Source organism: Chitinophaga sp. NPDC101104 (genome assembly GCF_050277495.1).
Lineage (GTDB): Bacteria > Bacteroidota > Bacteroidia > Chitinophagales > Chitinophagaceae > Chitinophaga.
In genome coordinates, this window is sequence record NZ_JBNNSF010000001.1 from 3896157 (window position 1) to 3910303 (window position 14147).

Below are 14147 nucleotides of genomic sequence, written 5' to 3' on the forward strand. Positions count from 1 at the left end.
ATGCGATCATAAAAGCTCCGGCCTGGCAAAAAAGCATCTTTCCAACACCAACTTATTCCTGCGCGACAATCTTCCTCCATTCCGCCGTTATCCCGCTAACCATTTTATTTCCCGCCGCGGCGTGGTATCTTGGGGACCATGAAAACATGCTTAGCCTGGCTGCTGGGAGCGCTCCTGCTTTCCGGCACTGCCACCGCGCAGGACACCCTTTTCCGCTTCGCGCTCGTCACCGATACGCACGTTGGCACGGAAACGGGGCTGAACGACCTGGAGCGCACCATCCGCGACCTCAACCAGCTTCCCGGGATCGATTTCGTCATATTTTCGGGAGATGTCACCGAGTTCGGGTCGGACGCGGAACTGAAAATGGCCAAACAGGCCATGGACAAGCTTGGGAAACCCTGGCACGTCATCCCCGGGAACCACGACACCAAGTGGTCGGAAAGCGGCTGCAATTCCTTCCGCACCGTGTTCGGCAGCGAAACCTTCCTGTTCGACCACAAAGGCTACCGCTTCATCGGCACCAACAGCGGCCCCAACATGCGCATGGGCCCGGGGCAGGTGCCGCGGGAAAACATGGTCTGGCTCCACAACACCCTCGACCGTACCCCCGCTTCCATGCCCATCGTTTACATCAACCACTACCCGCTCGACGAAGGCCTCAACAATTGGCTGGACGTTTACGGCATGCTCCGCGAAAAGAACGTACAGCTCATGCTTTGCGGCCATGGCCATGCCAACCGCATCTACACCCGCACGGCCATCCCCAACGTGATGTGCCGCTCCAACCTCCGCGCCAAAGACAGCGTGGGCGGCTACAACCTCGTGACCGTTCGCCGGGACTCCGTGCTGTTCGCCGAAAGGCGCCCCGCCGTGCAAACGCTCCCCGATTGGCACCGCATGCCCCTGGTAACGGGTGGCGCGGACAAGTATCCGCCGATCGCGAACGATGCCGCCAAACGCGTCAACGACTCGTTCCCGAATGTGAAGATCAAATGGCAAATCCAGGAAGACGGAGACATGGGCAGCGCAGTGGCCATCGCTGACGGGAAAGTCATTTACACCACCACGAACGGCGATATCAAAGCCGCCGATCTGCAAACCGGTAAACTCCGCTGGCGCTACAAAGCCGGCGGTAAGATATATGCCACGCCGCTCGTCCACGCCGGGAAGGTGATCGTCCCCTGTTCCGACGGGAAAGTGTATTGCCTCTGGCTGTCGAACGGAAAGCGCGCATGGATCCGGGAAACCGGCATGGCGATCGTTTCATCGCCCGCGCTGTGGGGCAACCTCGCCATCATCGCGGGATCGGACGGGTATTGCCGCGCATGGGATATCGCTACGGGCAAAATAGCCTGGGAGCGCCCGGGCATCAAGGGCTTCGCGGAAATGCGGCCGCTCGTGTACGGCAACAAAGTGCTGTTCGGGACCTGGGGCAACCGGTTCTACGCCCTCAACGCGCAAACGGGAGATTTCCTCTGGCAGTGGACCAACGGCGCAGCCAACCGGATGTTCTCCCCGGCCGCCGTTTGGCCCGTGGCTTCCCGCAACCGCGCATGGATCGTGTCGCCGGACAGGTACATGACCGTCATCGATACGGACAACGGCCGGAACATCTGGCGCTTCCGCGACGATGCGCAATGGGTCCGCGAATCGATCGGGATGTCGGAAGACAGTTCTCGCGTCTACGCCAAAACCATGCAGGGGAACATCCTCGCATTCGATGCAGGCGCAACGGAAAGAAAAGTTGTCTGGCAATCGCCCGTACAACTGGGATATGAGATTTGTCCCACCCCCATCGCCGAAAAGGACAGCGTGGTCTTCATCGCCGGACAATCGGGCCTGGTTTGCGCCATTTCCGCTACAGACGGTGCCTTGCGCTGGAAGCACCAGTTCTCCGACTGTCTCGTCAATACCGTACAACCGCTCACCGGCAATCGCGTGCTCGCCTCATCCATGGACGGGAAGCTCGTTTGCCTGGAAGTGGCACCATAAATCATTTCGAACGGGAATCATCCAGAACATCGGAAGCCGGCGGGGTTAACCTGACCGGCTTTCCCTTTTGGGATCAGCTCACGGCTTCGAACGGACCCGGGTACGATACCTGACCGGCTTTACCGGCCAGCGCGCCCGGCGTCAGTTCCTGGGCCATGAAAACATCGTCCGGCACATCATACGCCGTGCGGATGCCGAATTTCGATGCCGGCACGAAACCGAAGCGCGGATAATACTCCGCATGGCCGAGCACGATCACCGAGCCAAAGCCCAGCGCCCGCGCCTCCTGCAAAGCATGACGGACCATCTGGCCGCCGATGCCCAGCCCGTGCAACGCCGTCGTAACCGCCATGGGCGCCAGCGCCAGCGATTCGTACGTTTTACCGTCGTCTCCCAGCAAGGGCAGCCGCGTCAGTAAAATATGCCCTACGAGATGTTCTCCGGCAAATGCCACGATGGATAATTCCGGAATGAACCATTCCGTGCCGCGCAGTTCGTCGATCAACCGGCTTTCCCCTTCCTGGCCGAATACCAGCGCGTTCATTTCGAAGATGGCCTTTTGGTCGGCCGGATTTTCTGGTCTGATAGTAAGTTTCATGTGTTGTGCAGGGTTAACGTTCTACTTTTTGATAACTGTCCCAAATGTAACGGGATTATCGCTTACAACCATCAAAGAGCGCGCAGGAAAAAGTGTGATTTTTAAAAGATCGGACAAAAGCGACGATAAGCAGAACAAAACCTGCAAACAGATACCGCGGATATTATCCTGTTTATTTTACGTCCAATTTTTCAATAAATAACCCCTGCAACCGCGCTATTTCTTCCGTATACATGGTTTTTTTCCGCGTACCAAAATATAGAATGTTTTCCAACGGATTTTTACCTTCCCATACCAATTTAACCTTTCCTTCGGCAATTGAATCTTTACAGAGGAAATCGGGGACGATTGAGAAACCAGTGCTATCACTCAAACAGCGGATAATAGAACTGATATTTGGAACTATGTAATTGGGACTAAAGTCTGGATGTTCACCAAAATGTTCCAACCAGAATTTCTTTAAATTTTCAGTATCGGCAGTTGTGCTGTACCAGAGCTGTTGCTTTAAAATTTCCTTAGCTTCTTTTACATTCCCTTTTTTCAATACCTTTACCAATACGGCGGTATCCGTTTTGCTTCCCGCAATCAAAATGATCCGCTCTTTGGAAAAAGGCTGGTATTGTAAGTTTTGCTGATTTCCTTTTTGTGGCGTTATGATTAAATCCAACAAACCATTATCCAGGTCCTGCTGCATCTGCGGATACTCCCCGAACTTTATGATAAGATTGAACGGAAGCTGATTGATATGCTCTTCCAGTGTATATTGAAAAGTCTCAAAGCACAATCCTAAGCTGATGGTAGTTCGGTCACGCTCCGACCGTTTATGAAAAAGTTCTTCGCCCTGCTCTAATTTTTTCAGCGGATCAATTAAAAAATTATAGAACATTTTCCCCTTTTCAGTCGGCACCATTTTCCTGGCAGCCCTGTCAAATAACTTATAACCTGTATAAGCCTCTAAAGAATTCAGATGCAGGCTAACGCCAGGTTGCGAAATATACAATTCCTGCGCCGCTGCCGATAAGGTCCCGGTTTCGTAGATCGCCTTAAAGGTACGTAACCATTCCAGATTCCACCTCATTTCTATTATTTTAATGATACAAAGATACTATTTAAATTATTTCAATAGCAAGTTTACATGATAGAAATTTGCAGTATCAATAATAAAACTATGAAAATAAAGAGGAGCTTATTGTCGCTTGCATTAGGGGGGCTTGGAATAGGGATCACAGAATTCACCATGATGGGCATGCTGCCCGACGTTGCAAAAAGCCTGAGCGTTTCTATTCCCGAAGCCGGGTATTTGATCACCGCCTATGCGCTTGGGGTCGTGGTTGGCGCACCATTGCTTGTATTGGGGATGAACCGTTTATCACCCACCAAAGTCTTAACGGTGCTAATGGTTTTGTTCACCATTTTTAACGGGCTTTCCATCATTGCACCCAACTATAATTTTTTATTGGTGTCACGGTTTGTTTCGGGTTTGCCGCATGGCGCCTTTTTCGGTGTGGGGTCCGTTGTGGCCAGCCGCCTTGCCGATAAAGGGAAAGAAGCACAGGCGGTGTCTATCATGTTTTCAGGCTTAACGGTTGCAAACCTGTTAGGTGTACCATTAGGCACCTATATCGGGCATCATTTTTCCTGGCGATATACTTTTTTATTGATCGTGGCCATAGGCATTATCACCGTAATTGCCCTGAAATTATGGCTGCCTGAAAAGATTGCCGTGAAAAGAAGCGCGAGCCCCTGGAAAGACCTTGCGATTTTCCGTGACAGCAATGTATGGTTGATGGTATTGATCTTTTCAGTAGCACCGGCTGCACTTTTCGCCTGGATCAGTTATATCGCGCCTTTAATGACCGAAGTGTCGGGCATTGCAGAACAAAATATGCCCTACATCATGGTGCTGGCAGGTTTGGGTATGTTTGTGGGCAATCTTATCGGCGGGAAACTGACGGACGCCTTTTCCCCTTCCATTGTTGTGACAGTAGTACTGATATTCCAGTTGATCTGTATGATGGGAATTTACTACGCGGCCCCTACGGCCTGGGCTTCCGTTGCCATGACGTTTCTGACCGGTGTTATCACATTCGCGCTGGTGCCTTCCCTCACTTTACTATTGCTGAATAACGTGAAAAGTGGCTCGGAAATGCTGGTGGCTTCTTTAGGGCCTGCCTGTTTTAACATTGCCAATGCACTGGGCGCGTACATGGGCGGCGTTCCCATCGAAAAAGGATACGGCTATACTTCGCCGGTCCTGATCGGCGCGTTGATGACCATTGCCGGTATTATCATCATGGTACGCTACATGAAGCCGCACCGCGCCATACCTAAACCTGTTTTTCAATCAAAATAGTAGCAGGAAATGAATAGGAAAGAAGTGGAGCGATCTATCATCCTAATGTTACCAACCTATCATTCATACTATTTTAGTGAATCATTAATATGATAGAACTTTGCACAATCAATTACAATAATAATAAAAATGGAATACAGAGTACTAGGAACATCAGATTTGAAATTATCAGCCATTACATACGGAGCCTTTGCTATCGGCGGAAATATGTGGGGCGGCAACGAACAAAAAGACTCCATCGCATCGGTAAGAGCCTCCATTGATAACGGTGTAACCACGCTGGACACCGCACCTTTTTATGGTTTCGGCCTGAGCGAAGCAATGATCGGTGAAGCGATCAAGGGTTATGACCGGAGCAAAATCCAATTGCTTTCGAAATTTGGCCTGGTATGGGATGGCAGCAACCAGGGAAAAGGAGCGTTCTTCTTTGATGCCGAAGAAAACGGTAAAACGATCCCGGTTTATAAATATGCCTCCAAAGCCAATGTGATAAAGGAAGCGGAAGAAAGCCTGAAACGCCTGGACACGGATTACATCGACCTGTTGCAGATCCACTGGCCGGATAACACCACTCCCATTGCTGAAACCATGGAAGCATTGGAAATCCTTTTACAACAAGGGAAAATTCGCGCTGCAGGTGTAAGCAACTACAACCTGGAGCAGGTAAAAGAAGCCCGTAAAACATTGCACATAGCCAGCAATCAAATGGGATACAGCATGTTGAACAGAAGCATTGAAAACGAACTGGTCCCCTATGCGCTGGAAAATAACCTGGGAATTATCGCCTACAGCCCTATGGAAAGGGGCTTGCTTACGGGAAAATACTTCAAGGAAGGAAAACTGAAGGGCAATGATCACAGGAACGGCTATTTTCAACAGTTCGATCTTGAAAAAGTAAAAACATTTCTACAAACGATCGAGCCGCTCGCAGCAGGTAAAAACGCAAGTTTATCGCAGCTGGTATTACGTTGGACAACCCTTCAACCGGCTATTACCGTAGTATTGGCGGGCGCAAGAAATGCAGAGCAGGCCATTGCGAATGCAAAAGCAATGGATATTGATCTTACTCCCGAAGAAATTGCATTTATCAATGCAAGTCTTTCTAAAATCTAAATCTTTCTAAAATCTAAAAAAGAATGAAAAATATATTCATAATAAATGGCGGACAAAAATTTGCACATTCCGGCGGAGCATTCAACAACACCCTTAACAGGTGGACAAAAGAAACGCTGCAGAAAAACGGATATCATGTCAGGGGTTTCAATGTCAACGACGAATTCAATCCTAAAACGGAAGTGGAAAATTTCAAGTGGGCGGATATGATCATTTACCACATGCCCATCTGGTGGTTTCAGGTGCCGAACCGGTTGAAGTTTTACATCGATGAAGTTTTTACCGCAGGTCATGAAAACGGCATCTATAAGAACGACGGGCGCTCCCGGCAAAATCCAGATATCAACTACGGAACAGGCGGTTTGATGCATGGAAAAAAATACATGGTCAACTCCACCTGGAATGCCCCGGAAACCGCCTTTACTTTACCGGGAGAATTTTTTGACCAGGTTGCCGTCGATGACGGGATATTGTTCGGTTTTCATAAAATGAACCAGTTTACCGGCATGGAAAGGCTCGAAGGATTCCATTTCCACGATTTGGAAAAGAATGCCACCAGCGAACGCATCGAAAATTATCGCAAAGCATATATCGCACATTTAAACAAGGTCCTTCAACTAGAAAATCAATACGCATGAAGATTTATTTAACCGCTGTCATAAAAGTAAAGCCCGAATATCTGCCCGAAGTTGAAAAAGCTGTACGCAATATGGTTACCGAAACCAGGAAAGAAGCAGCTTGCATACAGTACGATCTGCATCAGGGACTGGACGATAAACATGTTTTTGTTTTCTACGAGATCTGGAAAGATCAGCAAGGTTTAGATGCACATAACCAACAACCTTATATCCTGGAATTTGGGAATATAGCGCAGGCCAAATTACTGGAACCACCACAGATTTATGTCACTCACATCATTGATCCTTGAAATTTCAAAAAAAATGCGCGGACTTTCGCCCGCGCATCCGTCATGATTGACGCTATCCTATAAACCCTGGTATTGCATGCCTTTCGGATGTTTGACGGTATAAGTGAGACGGAGCGTTTTCGATTCGCCGGGCTTCATATCCAGCTCCCACGTCAGCTCCCCGGTTTCGGCGTTCTTTTCCGCGCCGGACGCTTCGGTCAGCTCCACTTCGACGTTTTTGTCGGTCGACACGGGATACTGGTCTTTCAACTGCAGCCTGATCGCCTCCTGCTTCCCGTTGCGCACCCTGATTTCGTAGGTAAACGTTTTGCGGACGGAGCTGCCGATCATTTTCGTGCCGCTCGTCTGCGCCATAAGCTCCCTGCGCACCACTACCTGCCTGTCGCGGCCGAGGCTCACTTTCAGCGTATCTTCCGTAGCCTGCGGATCGATCATCGTTTTGCCGGCGTACAGATTGCCGATCATGATATTCGCTTCGCCGGGCAGTAAATTGTAAGCCGCGAAATCTTTCACGTTGGCCACGAGGAACGCATCCTGGTCGAGTTTCGGAACGGAATAGTAGGTGTACCCGGACGGCATGTCCATTTCCTTCAGTACCACCGAATGATTTTCGCCATTGCCGGCGATGTCATAGGGAATATCGATGTCGAAGCTCGCGCTGGTCTGGTGTTGTACGATGGAAGCCGGAACGGCAGAAACGGGCGGCGGAGGCGGCGCGGGGGCCATTTTCGCTCTTTTGCTGAATTGCATATCCGCCTCCTCATTTTTTGCATTACCGTACCCAACCACTACCACTTCGCTCAATCCAGCTACCTTTCCCCCCAGCACATGCTGCATTTCGGGATAGAGGAACCAGGTGCGTAGCTCCGGCGCGGTGCCGGCGCTGGAAGGATTGCCCGTGTTCAGGGTGAGCTTTACATTTTTCCAGTCGAGGCCCGTGTTTTGATGCACGTTCGCTTTGTAAATGAGTTTCAGGGGTTTGGCGATGGATTCGAGCTTCAGGTCGTAATGCGTTTCCCAGCCTGCGTCGGGGGTTACGTAACGGATTTCCATCATACCGTTCACTTCCGCGGGTGATGTGAGCTGCAGCGCGATCTGGCCGCCGGCGGCTTCGGGGTTTTCGTTCATCTCCCTGAGCTGCTGTTCGATCCGCGCGATGAGCTGCATTTGCTTCGTTTCCTTTTCCACCAGTCCATAAATACTGTTCCGCAGCTCGATCTGCTTGGCAGTGTAATATTCCGCCAGCTTGGTCAGTTCGGCCACCGTGGCGTCTTTACCTCCCAGCGACTGGTTCTTGTCCAGCAGCGCGAGGGTGCCTTCCTGCGCCGTGCGCACGTTCCGGATCCTGGACAGGGACAATTTCACGGATTCGAGGCTGTCTTTCAACATCCGGAATCCCGGTTTTTCCTCGATCACCGGCAGGAAATTCCGGCCGAAAGTGGCGCTCATGATGGTGACGCCGCCCGGGGCGCTTACCTGGATGCTGCTTTCGTCGATATTGCCCGCCACTTTCGTGATGATCACCTTGCTGACGCCCTTGGGAACCAGCACGCGTGCCGTATGTACCATTTCCGCCCCATCGCCGTAAACCGTCACCGATTTGAGCGCGGCGGGAGAAATTTGTTGCGCGTCGGCGTTCAGCGCCATTAATGTTACCAGCCCGAAAATTGTGATTCCTTTTATCATAGCCGTGCTTTTTTACCTTCCGGATGCGGTATTTTCTCCTTTTCCATAAATGAAATGTTAAAAAATCCCAAAAGGTGTTGTAACATGATTTTTGTCATGATCGGGGGAAGCGTTCCGCGGTACATTTGCCTTACACCAAAACGAACAGCATGAAGCGCATATTTCCGACTTTATCTGCCGCCTTGTTAGGTGTTGCGCTCAGCCTTCCGGCGATGGCGCAAACCGGTAAAACCGGTCTCTATCTTTCGGCAGACGATTTTGCGGCCGGAAAGGTGAGCTACGGGGCCGCCCATCACAAGATCAGGCCCAACGTACCCTTTCAGCACGGTAAAGTAAAAGTAATGCATGGCGATCAGTCCATGATGCTCGAAAAAAGCCAGTTATACGGTTACCGCGATAAAAAACAGCAGGATTTCAGGTTTGTAGGGAACGACGCCTACAAAATCATCGACGCGAAAGGATTCCCGATATATAGCAGGGATGTGGAAGTGACGAAAGGCAAAGGCCGTGTGAAGGAAACGAAATTCTATTTCAGTGCCCATCCCGGCAGCGAAGTGAAAGAACTGACCGTCGGCAACCTCAAACAGGCATTCCCCGGCAACGGGAAATTCCACCAGCTGCTCGATATGCAGTTCCGCAGCAACGACGAACTGGCGCGGTACGACGAGTTTTCAAAAATGTTCAAACTAAAGACGATATATAACGAAACGATTTAATCAAAGAATCAACAGCAAGTAAGTGTGAGCGAAAGGAATCGTGTGAGTGTTTTCAGTAGAGGATTAAAAGGCCGGCTTTATGCCGGTCTTTTGCTTTTTACATGAACGGAGATACAACCCGGCCACGTTTTGCGTATTTTGGCCCCCCTAACCCGGAAACACATCACACATTGCGACGAATCATTCCATGTTTATTGGGCTGCATATTCACGCTCCATGCGGCGGCACAGAAAAAAAACGAAAATTACCGGCTGAAGATGCGAAAAGCGACTTCCGCTATCAAGATCGACGGGATCGTTGACGAGCCCGCCTGGCAGAACGCGGACTCGGCATCCGACTTTTTCATGATCCTGCCGATGGACACGAGCTTCGCCAAAGTGCGGACAGACGTGAAGATGACGTACGACAATAACCAGATTTACCTCCTGGTCATCAACTATAATGGCGCCCCGGGGCCTTATATGGTGGAAAGCCTCCGCCGCGACTGGTCTTTCCTCAAAAACGATAACTTCCTCATGTTCCTCGACCCCTTCGACGATCAGACCAACGGCTTCGCATTCGGCTCCAACGCCGCAGGCGCGCAGTGGGACGGGCTGATGTACGACGGCGGGAAGGTAGACCTCAGCTGGGAGAACAAATGGACGTCCGTCGTAAAGAATTACCCGGACAAATGGGTGTTTGAAGCCTCCATCCCTTTCAAAACCATCCGGTACAAGAAGGGAATCCGGCAATGGGGGATCAATTTCGGGAGGAACGATCTGAAAACCACCGAAAAAAGCAGCTGGGCCCCCGTGCCCAGGCAGTTCCCCTCCGCCTCGCTCGCCTATACCGGTGTGCTGGACTGGGATACCGTTCCCCCGAAAGCAGGGCCCAATATCTCCCTTATCCCCTACGTACTGGGCGGCCTCAACAAAGACTATATTTCAGACAATCCCACCAAATGGCGGAGAGACGCCGGGCTGGACGCCAAGATCGCCGTAACCTCGTCCCTCAACCTCGACCTGACCGTGAACCCCGACTTCTCGCAGGTGGACGTAGACAAGCAGGTGACGAACCTCGACCGCTTCGAGCTGTTCTTTCCCGAGCGGCGCCAATTCTTCCTCGAAAACGGCGACCAGTTCACCAACTTCGGGTACAGCACGCTCCGCCCGTTCTTTTCGCGGCGCATCGGGTTGGGCGCGCCCATCCATTTCGGCGCGCGCCTCAGCGGCAAGCTGAACCGCAACTGGCGCCTGGGCGTGATGAACATGCAGACGGGCAAACAGTCGGCCACGGCGCAGCCCGCGCAGAATTTCACCGTTGCCGCGTTGCAGCGCAGGGTGTTCTCCCGATCTAACGTTGGCGTGTTGCTCATCAACAAGGAATCGATCAATTACAACCCTGCCGACGTAAAACCCGGAGACCCCGTCTATTCCCGCTACAACCGCAACTTCGGGATGGAGTACAACCTCGCTTCCGCCAATAACTTCTGGACGGGCAAGGCGCTCGTGCTCAAATCCTTCTCGCCCGGGCTCAGCAGCCGCGACTGGGCGCATGCCGGCAACCTGCAATACACGAGCAAAAACTGGAGCATCGGCTGGCAGCACGAATACGTCGGTAAAAATTACAAAGCGGAAGTGGGATACGTGCCGCGGACGGGCTACATCAAGATAGCGCCTACCGCCACCCGCCTGTTTTTCCCGAAATCGGGCGCATTGCTCAGCCACGGGCCGCAGCTCACGTCCACCAACTTCTTCACCGAAAAAATGGAACGCACCGATAACGAAGTGATGCTGAATTACGGCATGGTCTGGCGCGCCAGAAACACCCTGAACATCTGGGCCAGCACCACTTATATCCAGCTGCTGCAACCATTCGACCCGCTGAACCTGGGGAAAGACAGCCTGCAGGCCTTCAGCAAACACAGCTGGAATACCGTGGGCGCGGATTATGTGTCCAAACCGCAGAGCCTCCTCACCTACGCCCTCAGCGCCCGGTACGGCGGTTATTACGCCGGCGGGAAGCGGTTCACGGCCACGGGGGAACTGGGCTACCGTTTCCAGCCTTATGTGAGCATCGCCATGAGCGCGAACTACAACCGCCTGAGCCTGCCGCAACCCTGGGGCGACAATGGTTTCTGGCTCGTAGGCCCCCGGCTCGACGTAACCATGACCAACACGCTTTTCTTCACAGGATTCGTACAGTACAACGAGCAAATGAAGAACATGAACCTGAACACCCGGCTGCAATGGCGTTACCGCCCGGCTTCCGACCTGTTCATCGTTTATACCGACAATTACCTGCCCGAGCCTTTCTACGTTAAAAACCGGGCGCTGGTGCTTAAGCTCGTGTACTGGCTGAACCTCTAGCCAAAAAGAAACCGGGTGCGCCATCGCGCCCCGGCTTTCGTTACCATTTATCGAACCTACTAAACACGCTTGGTTGCAGGCGTTACCACACGTATGTGCCGACCGCTCCGGGCGCCAGCTCCGTGGTCACCTGTTTGCCCTTGTACTGGATGTTGAACGGCTGTGCATTGCCGCCGCTGTTGAGCACGATGAGCACTTTTTTGCCTTCCGGCGTGCGGAAAGCCACGTTTTGCAACGTTCCCGATTGTGCGGAAGCGATGCGCACCGATCCGGGGCGCACGAATTTCGATGCGTGGGCAATGATGTAGTACGCCACATTTTTCGTGTAATCGTTCCCGATAGTTACGGCGCCCAGGCAGGTAGTGCAGCCGCCCGGAGTGTGGGGTTTGTAATCGGCCGTGGCGGCGAGGTTCCATTCCAGTACGTTGCGGCTCCAATTACGGGGCGCGCCGATGATGAGGTTCGCTACGTGCCATTTCAGGTCTTCCCCGAAATTACCCGGCCCTCCTACCCATTGCTCCGTAAAATAAATATGCTTGTCGGGAAAAGCGTTGTGCACCTCCGTGAGCGCGGAAATGGGGCCGCCGTAAAGGTGAAATGCGGAACCGTCGGTAAATTGCGCCGCCTTCGCGTCTTGCAGCACCGTTGCCGGATAATCGGGTCGGTCGGCGTTGTGGTCGTAGCAGATGATCTTGGTGGCGATGCCCGCCGCGCGGAACGCGGGGCCGAGATGGTTCCCGATAAAATCCGCCTGTTCGGGCGCCAGCATCTCCATGCTGGGATTGTTGCCCGGATGCAGCGGTTCATTTTGCGGCGTAATGGCATCGATGGGAATCCCTTCGGCCTGCATCGCCTTCACATATTTCACGAAATACTGCGCATAGGCCGCGTAATATTCACTTTTCAGCTTTCCTCCCTTGAAATTGCCATTCGTTTTCATCCACACCGGCGGCGACCAGGGAGAACCGAGGATCTTGATGGCGGGATTGATGGCCAATATCCGCTTCAGCACCGGGATCAGATCGGTTTTCTCCATTTGGATGGAAAAGTTCGCCAGCGTGGGATCGGTTTGCCCATCGGGCATATCATCGTAACTGAAAGTAGCCGCGCTCAAGTCAGACGCGCCGATGCTGATCCGGAGGTAGCTCACGCCGATGTGCGTACTGTCCCAACGGAACAATTCGTCCAGCAGCGCGGCTTTCCGGGATTCAGGCAATTGGTTGATGAGTGTGGCGCTACCACCGGTGAGCGTATATCCGAACCCGTCTATCCCCTGGAAAGTCTGCGATTCGTCTACCGCTATATTTGGCCATGCATTCAGTTGGTCGCTGAAGTTGAGGACAACGTCCTGCTTTTTGAACAGGACGGACCTGTCGCCCTTCGTGAGCCAGAAAGCCACGTCAGACGGGCCTTTCGGCCCCGGCGGATCTGCCGGCCCGGGACCGCCGCTGCCCTTGCAGCTGAAAACGCAGCAAACGACGCCCAGTGCGAGTGTCTTTATCGGAAAATTCATTTGTCGATCATTTTATAGGCGCGTACATAATCGATTTCCAAGGTGGCGGGGAAAACGGAATCGTCTATCCCCTGCTGCCCGCCCCAATTGCCGCCTACGGCGATGTTGAGGAGGAAATGGAATTTTTTGTCGAATGGCCAGGTTTTGTAGCCTTTGCTTTCGTTGGTAAAAGTGAACAGCAGGGACCCGTCGATATACCCGCGGATGGCGTAGGGTGTCCAGTCTACCCGGTACACATGGAATTCCCCGATCGCTTTATCGACCGTGGTGGCAGCGGTTTTCTGGGTACCGATGGAGTGGTTGTAAGCTTCGGTATGCACGCTCATATGCACACGGTTGGGGTCGTAGCCCACGTGTTCCATGATGTCGATTTCCCCCGATTTCGGCCAATCGCCGTACGCCCAGTCGGTCGGCAGCATCCAGATGGCGGGCCAGGTCCCTTTGCCTGCGGGCAGTTTCGCCTTGATCTCGAACCTGCCGTACAGGAAATCGCCGCGGCCTTTGGAAACGAGGCGCGCGGAGGTATAATCCCGGTTGTCCATTTTTTCCTTCCGGGCTATGACCGACAGCATCCCGTTGGCAACCTGTGCGTTGGCGGGCTTGTCGGTATAATATTGCAGTTCGTTGTTGCCCCAGCCACCGCCACCGAGGTCGTAAGTCCATTTAGCGGGGTCGGGCAGGCCGTTGTAATCGAACTCGTCGGCCCAAACGGGCGTGGCTTCGAATTGCCAGTTTTTGTCGACGGGCGTCGGCGGAATGTAAGGCGGCGGCGCGGGATCGTTGTTTTTGCCGCCGCAGGCGAATATTTGCAGGCCGATCAGCACAACCGGCAGAAAGTGGATCGTTTTCATAACGTTTCGGTAAAAACCGGGGCCGGAAAGCCCGGCCCCGGATGGG

Annotated in this window: 12 protein-coding genes; 7 read left to right on the forward strand and 5 right to left on the reverse strand. The window is 52.6% G+C overall.

Annotated features, from left to right (window positions below; all coding sequences use genetic code 11):
* The first annotated feature begins 138 nt into the window (after nt 1–138).
* The gene (locus tag ACQKLP_RS15775; protein WP_427323725.1) at nt 139–1995 is read left to right on the forward strand and encodes a PQQ-binding-like beta-propeller repeat protein; all 1857 of its coding nucleotides are present in this window, start codon (nt 139–141) and stop codon (nt 1993–1995) included.
* Nucleotides 1996–2068: 73 nt separating this feature from the next.
* Here the strand turns inward: ACQKLP_RS15775 and ACQKLP_RS15780 are convergent, their stop codons facing one another.
* Both ACQKLP_RS15780 and ACQKLP_RS15785 read right to left on the reverse strand, forming a co-directional pair.
* The gene (locus tag ACQKLP_RS15780; RefSeq protein ID WP_427323726.1) at nt 2069–2593 is read right to left on the reverse strand and encodes a GNAT family N-acetyltransferase; all 525 of its coding nucleotides are present in this window, start codon (nt 2591–2593) and stop codon (nt 2069–2071) included.
* 172 nt (nt 2594–2765) lie between these two features.
* Nucleotides 2766–3671: a LysR family transcriptional regulator gene (locus ACQKLP_RS15785; RefSeq protein WP_427323727.1), complete on the reverse strand. Its 906-nt coding sequence runs from the start codon at nt 3669–3671 to the stop codon at nt 2766–2768.
* Nucleotides 3672–3761: 90 nt separating this feature from the next.
* Between ACQKLP_RS15785 and ACQKLP_RS15790 the strand changes: the two genes are divergently transcribed.
* The 4 genes from ACQKLP_RS15790 (at nt 3762) to ACQKLP_RS15805 (ending at nt 6987) form a co-directional block, all read left to right on the forward strand.
* Complete coding sequence (locus tag ACQKLP_RS15790; protein WP_427323728.1) at nt 3762–4946, forward strand: MFS transporter; 1185 nt, start codon at nt 3762–3764, stop codon at nt 4944–4946.
* Nucleotides 4947–5075: 129 nt separating this feature from the next.
* Nucleotides 5076–6059, forward strand: a complete 984-nt coding sequence (locus ACQKLP_RS15795; RefSeq protein WP_427323729.1) for an aldo/keto reductase — start codon at nt 5076–5078, stop codon at nt 6057–6059.
* A gap of 23 nt (nt 6060–6082) precedes the next feature.
* The gene (locus ACQKLP_RS15800; RefSeq protein ID WP_427323730.1) at nt 6083–6697 is read left to right on the forward strand and encodes an NAD(P)H-dependent oxidoreductase; all 615 of its coding nucleotides are present in this window, start codon (nt 6083–6085) and stop codon (nt 6695–6697) included.
* Nucleotides 6694–6987 carry a putative quinol monooxygenase gene (locus tag ACQKLP_RS15805; protein WP_427323731.1) on the forward strand — a complete coding sequence of 98 codons (294 nt, stop codon included), beginning with the start codon at nt 6694–6696 and terminating at the stop codon, nt 6985–6987. The genes ACQKLP_RS15800 and ACQKLP_RS15805 overlap by 4 nt, the downstream gene beginning before the upstream one ends.
* Nucleotides 6988–7044: 57 nt before the next feature.
* Here ACQKLP_RS15805 and ACQKLP_RS15810 read toward each other — a convergent pair whose 3' ends face one another.
* Nucleotides 7045–8673: a DUF4139 domain-containing protein gene (locus ACQKLP_RS15810; RefSeq protein WP_427323732.1), complete on the reverse strand. Its 1629-nt coding sequence runs from the start codon at nt 8671–8673 to the stop codon at nt 7045–7047.
* A gap of 149 nt (nt 8674–8822) precedes the next feature.
* On the opposite strand from ACQKLP_RS15810, the gene ACQKLP_RS15815 reads away from it, so the two are divergent.
* Nucleotides 8823–9389, forward strand: coding sequence for a hypothetical protein (locus tag ACQKLP_RS15815; RefSeq protein ID WP_427323733.1), 567 nt, complete (start codon nt 8823–8825; stop codon nt 9387–9389).
* 257 nt (nt 9390–9646) lie between these two features.
* Nucleotides 9647–11737 carry a DUF5916 domain-containing protein gene (locus tag ACQKLP_RS15820; RefSeq protein WP_423735073.1) on the forward strand — a complete coding sequence of 697 codons (2091 nt, stop codon included), beginning with the start codon at nt 9647–9649 and terminating at the stop codon, nt 11735–11737.
* Nucleotides 11738–11819: 82 nt separating this feature from the next.
* Here ACQKLP_RS15820 and ACQKLP_RS15825 read toward each other — a convergent pair whose 3' ends face one another.
* The gene (locus ACQKLP_RS15825; protein ID WP_427323735.1) at nt 11820–13250 is read right to left on the reverse strand and encodes a glycoside hydrolase family 30 protein; all 1431 of its coding nucleotides are present in this window, start codon (nt 13248–13250) and stop codon (nt 11820–11822) included.
* Nucleotides 13247–14101, reverse strand: a complete 855-nt coding sequence (locus ACQKLP_RS15830) for a glycoside hydrolase family 16 protein (RefSeq protein WP_427323736.1) — start codon at nt 14099–14101, stop codon at nt 13247–13249. The genes ACQKLP_RS15825 and ACQKLP_RS15830 overlap by 4 nt, the downstream gene beginning before the upstream one ends.
* Nucleotides 14102–14147 lie beyond the last annotated feature (46 nt).

Coding starts and splice junctions, on each gene's coding strand:
- ACQKLP_RS15775 (WP_427323725.1), top strand. CDS start 139: ATGAAAACATGCTTAGCCTGGCTGCTGGGAGCGCTCCTGCTTTCCGGC.
- ACQKLP_RS15780 (WP_427323726.1), bottom strand. CDS start 2,593: ATGAAACTTACTATCAGACCAGAAAATCCGGCCGACCAAAAGGCCATC.
- ACQKLP_RS15785 (WP_427323727.1), bottom strand. CDS start 3,671: ATGAGGTGGAATCTGGAATGGTTACGTACCTTTAAGGCGATCTACGAA.
- ACQKLP_RS15790 (WP_427323728.1), top strand. CDS start 3,762: ATGAAAATAAAGAGGAGCTTATTGTCGCTTGCATTAGGGGGGCTTGGA.
- ACQKLP_RS15795 (WP_427323729.1), top strand. CDS start 5,076: ATGGAATACAGAGTACTAGGAACATCAGATTTGAAATTATCAGCCATT.
- ACQKLP_RS15800 (WP_427323730.1), top strand. CDS start 6,083: ATGAAAAATATATTCATAATAAATGGCGGACAAAAATTTGCACATTCC.
- ACQKLP_RS15805 (WP_427323731.1), top strand. CDS start 6,694: ATGAAGATTTATTTAACCGCTGTCATAAAAGTAAAGCCCGAATATCTG.
- ACQKLP_RS15810 (WP_427323732.1), bottom strand. CDS start 8,673: ATGATAAAAGGAATCACAATTTTCGGGCTGGTAACATTAATGGCGCTG.
- ACQKLP_RS15815 (WP_427323733.1), top strand. CDS start 8,823: ATGAAGCGCATATTTCCGACTTTATCTGCCGCCTTGTTAGGTGTTGCG.
- ACQKLP_RS15820 (WP_423735073.1), top strand. CDS start 9,647: ATGCGAAAAGCGACTTCCGCTATCAAGATCGACGGGATCGTTGACGAG.
- ACQKLP_RS15825 (WP_427323735.1), bottom strand. CDS start 13,250: ATGAATTTTCCGATAAAGACACTCGCACTGGGCGTCGTTTGCTGCGTT.
- ACQKLP_RS15830 (WP_427323736.1), bottom strand. CDS start 14,101: ATGAAAACGATCCACTTTCTGCCGGTTGTGCTGATCGGCCTGCAAATA.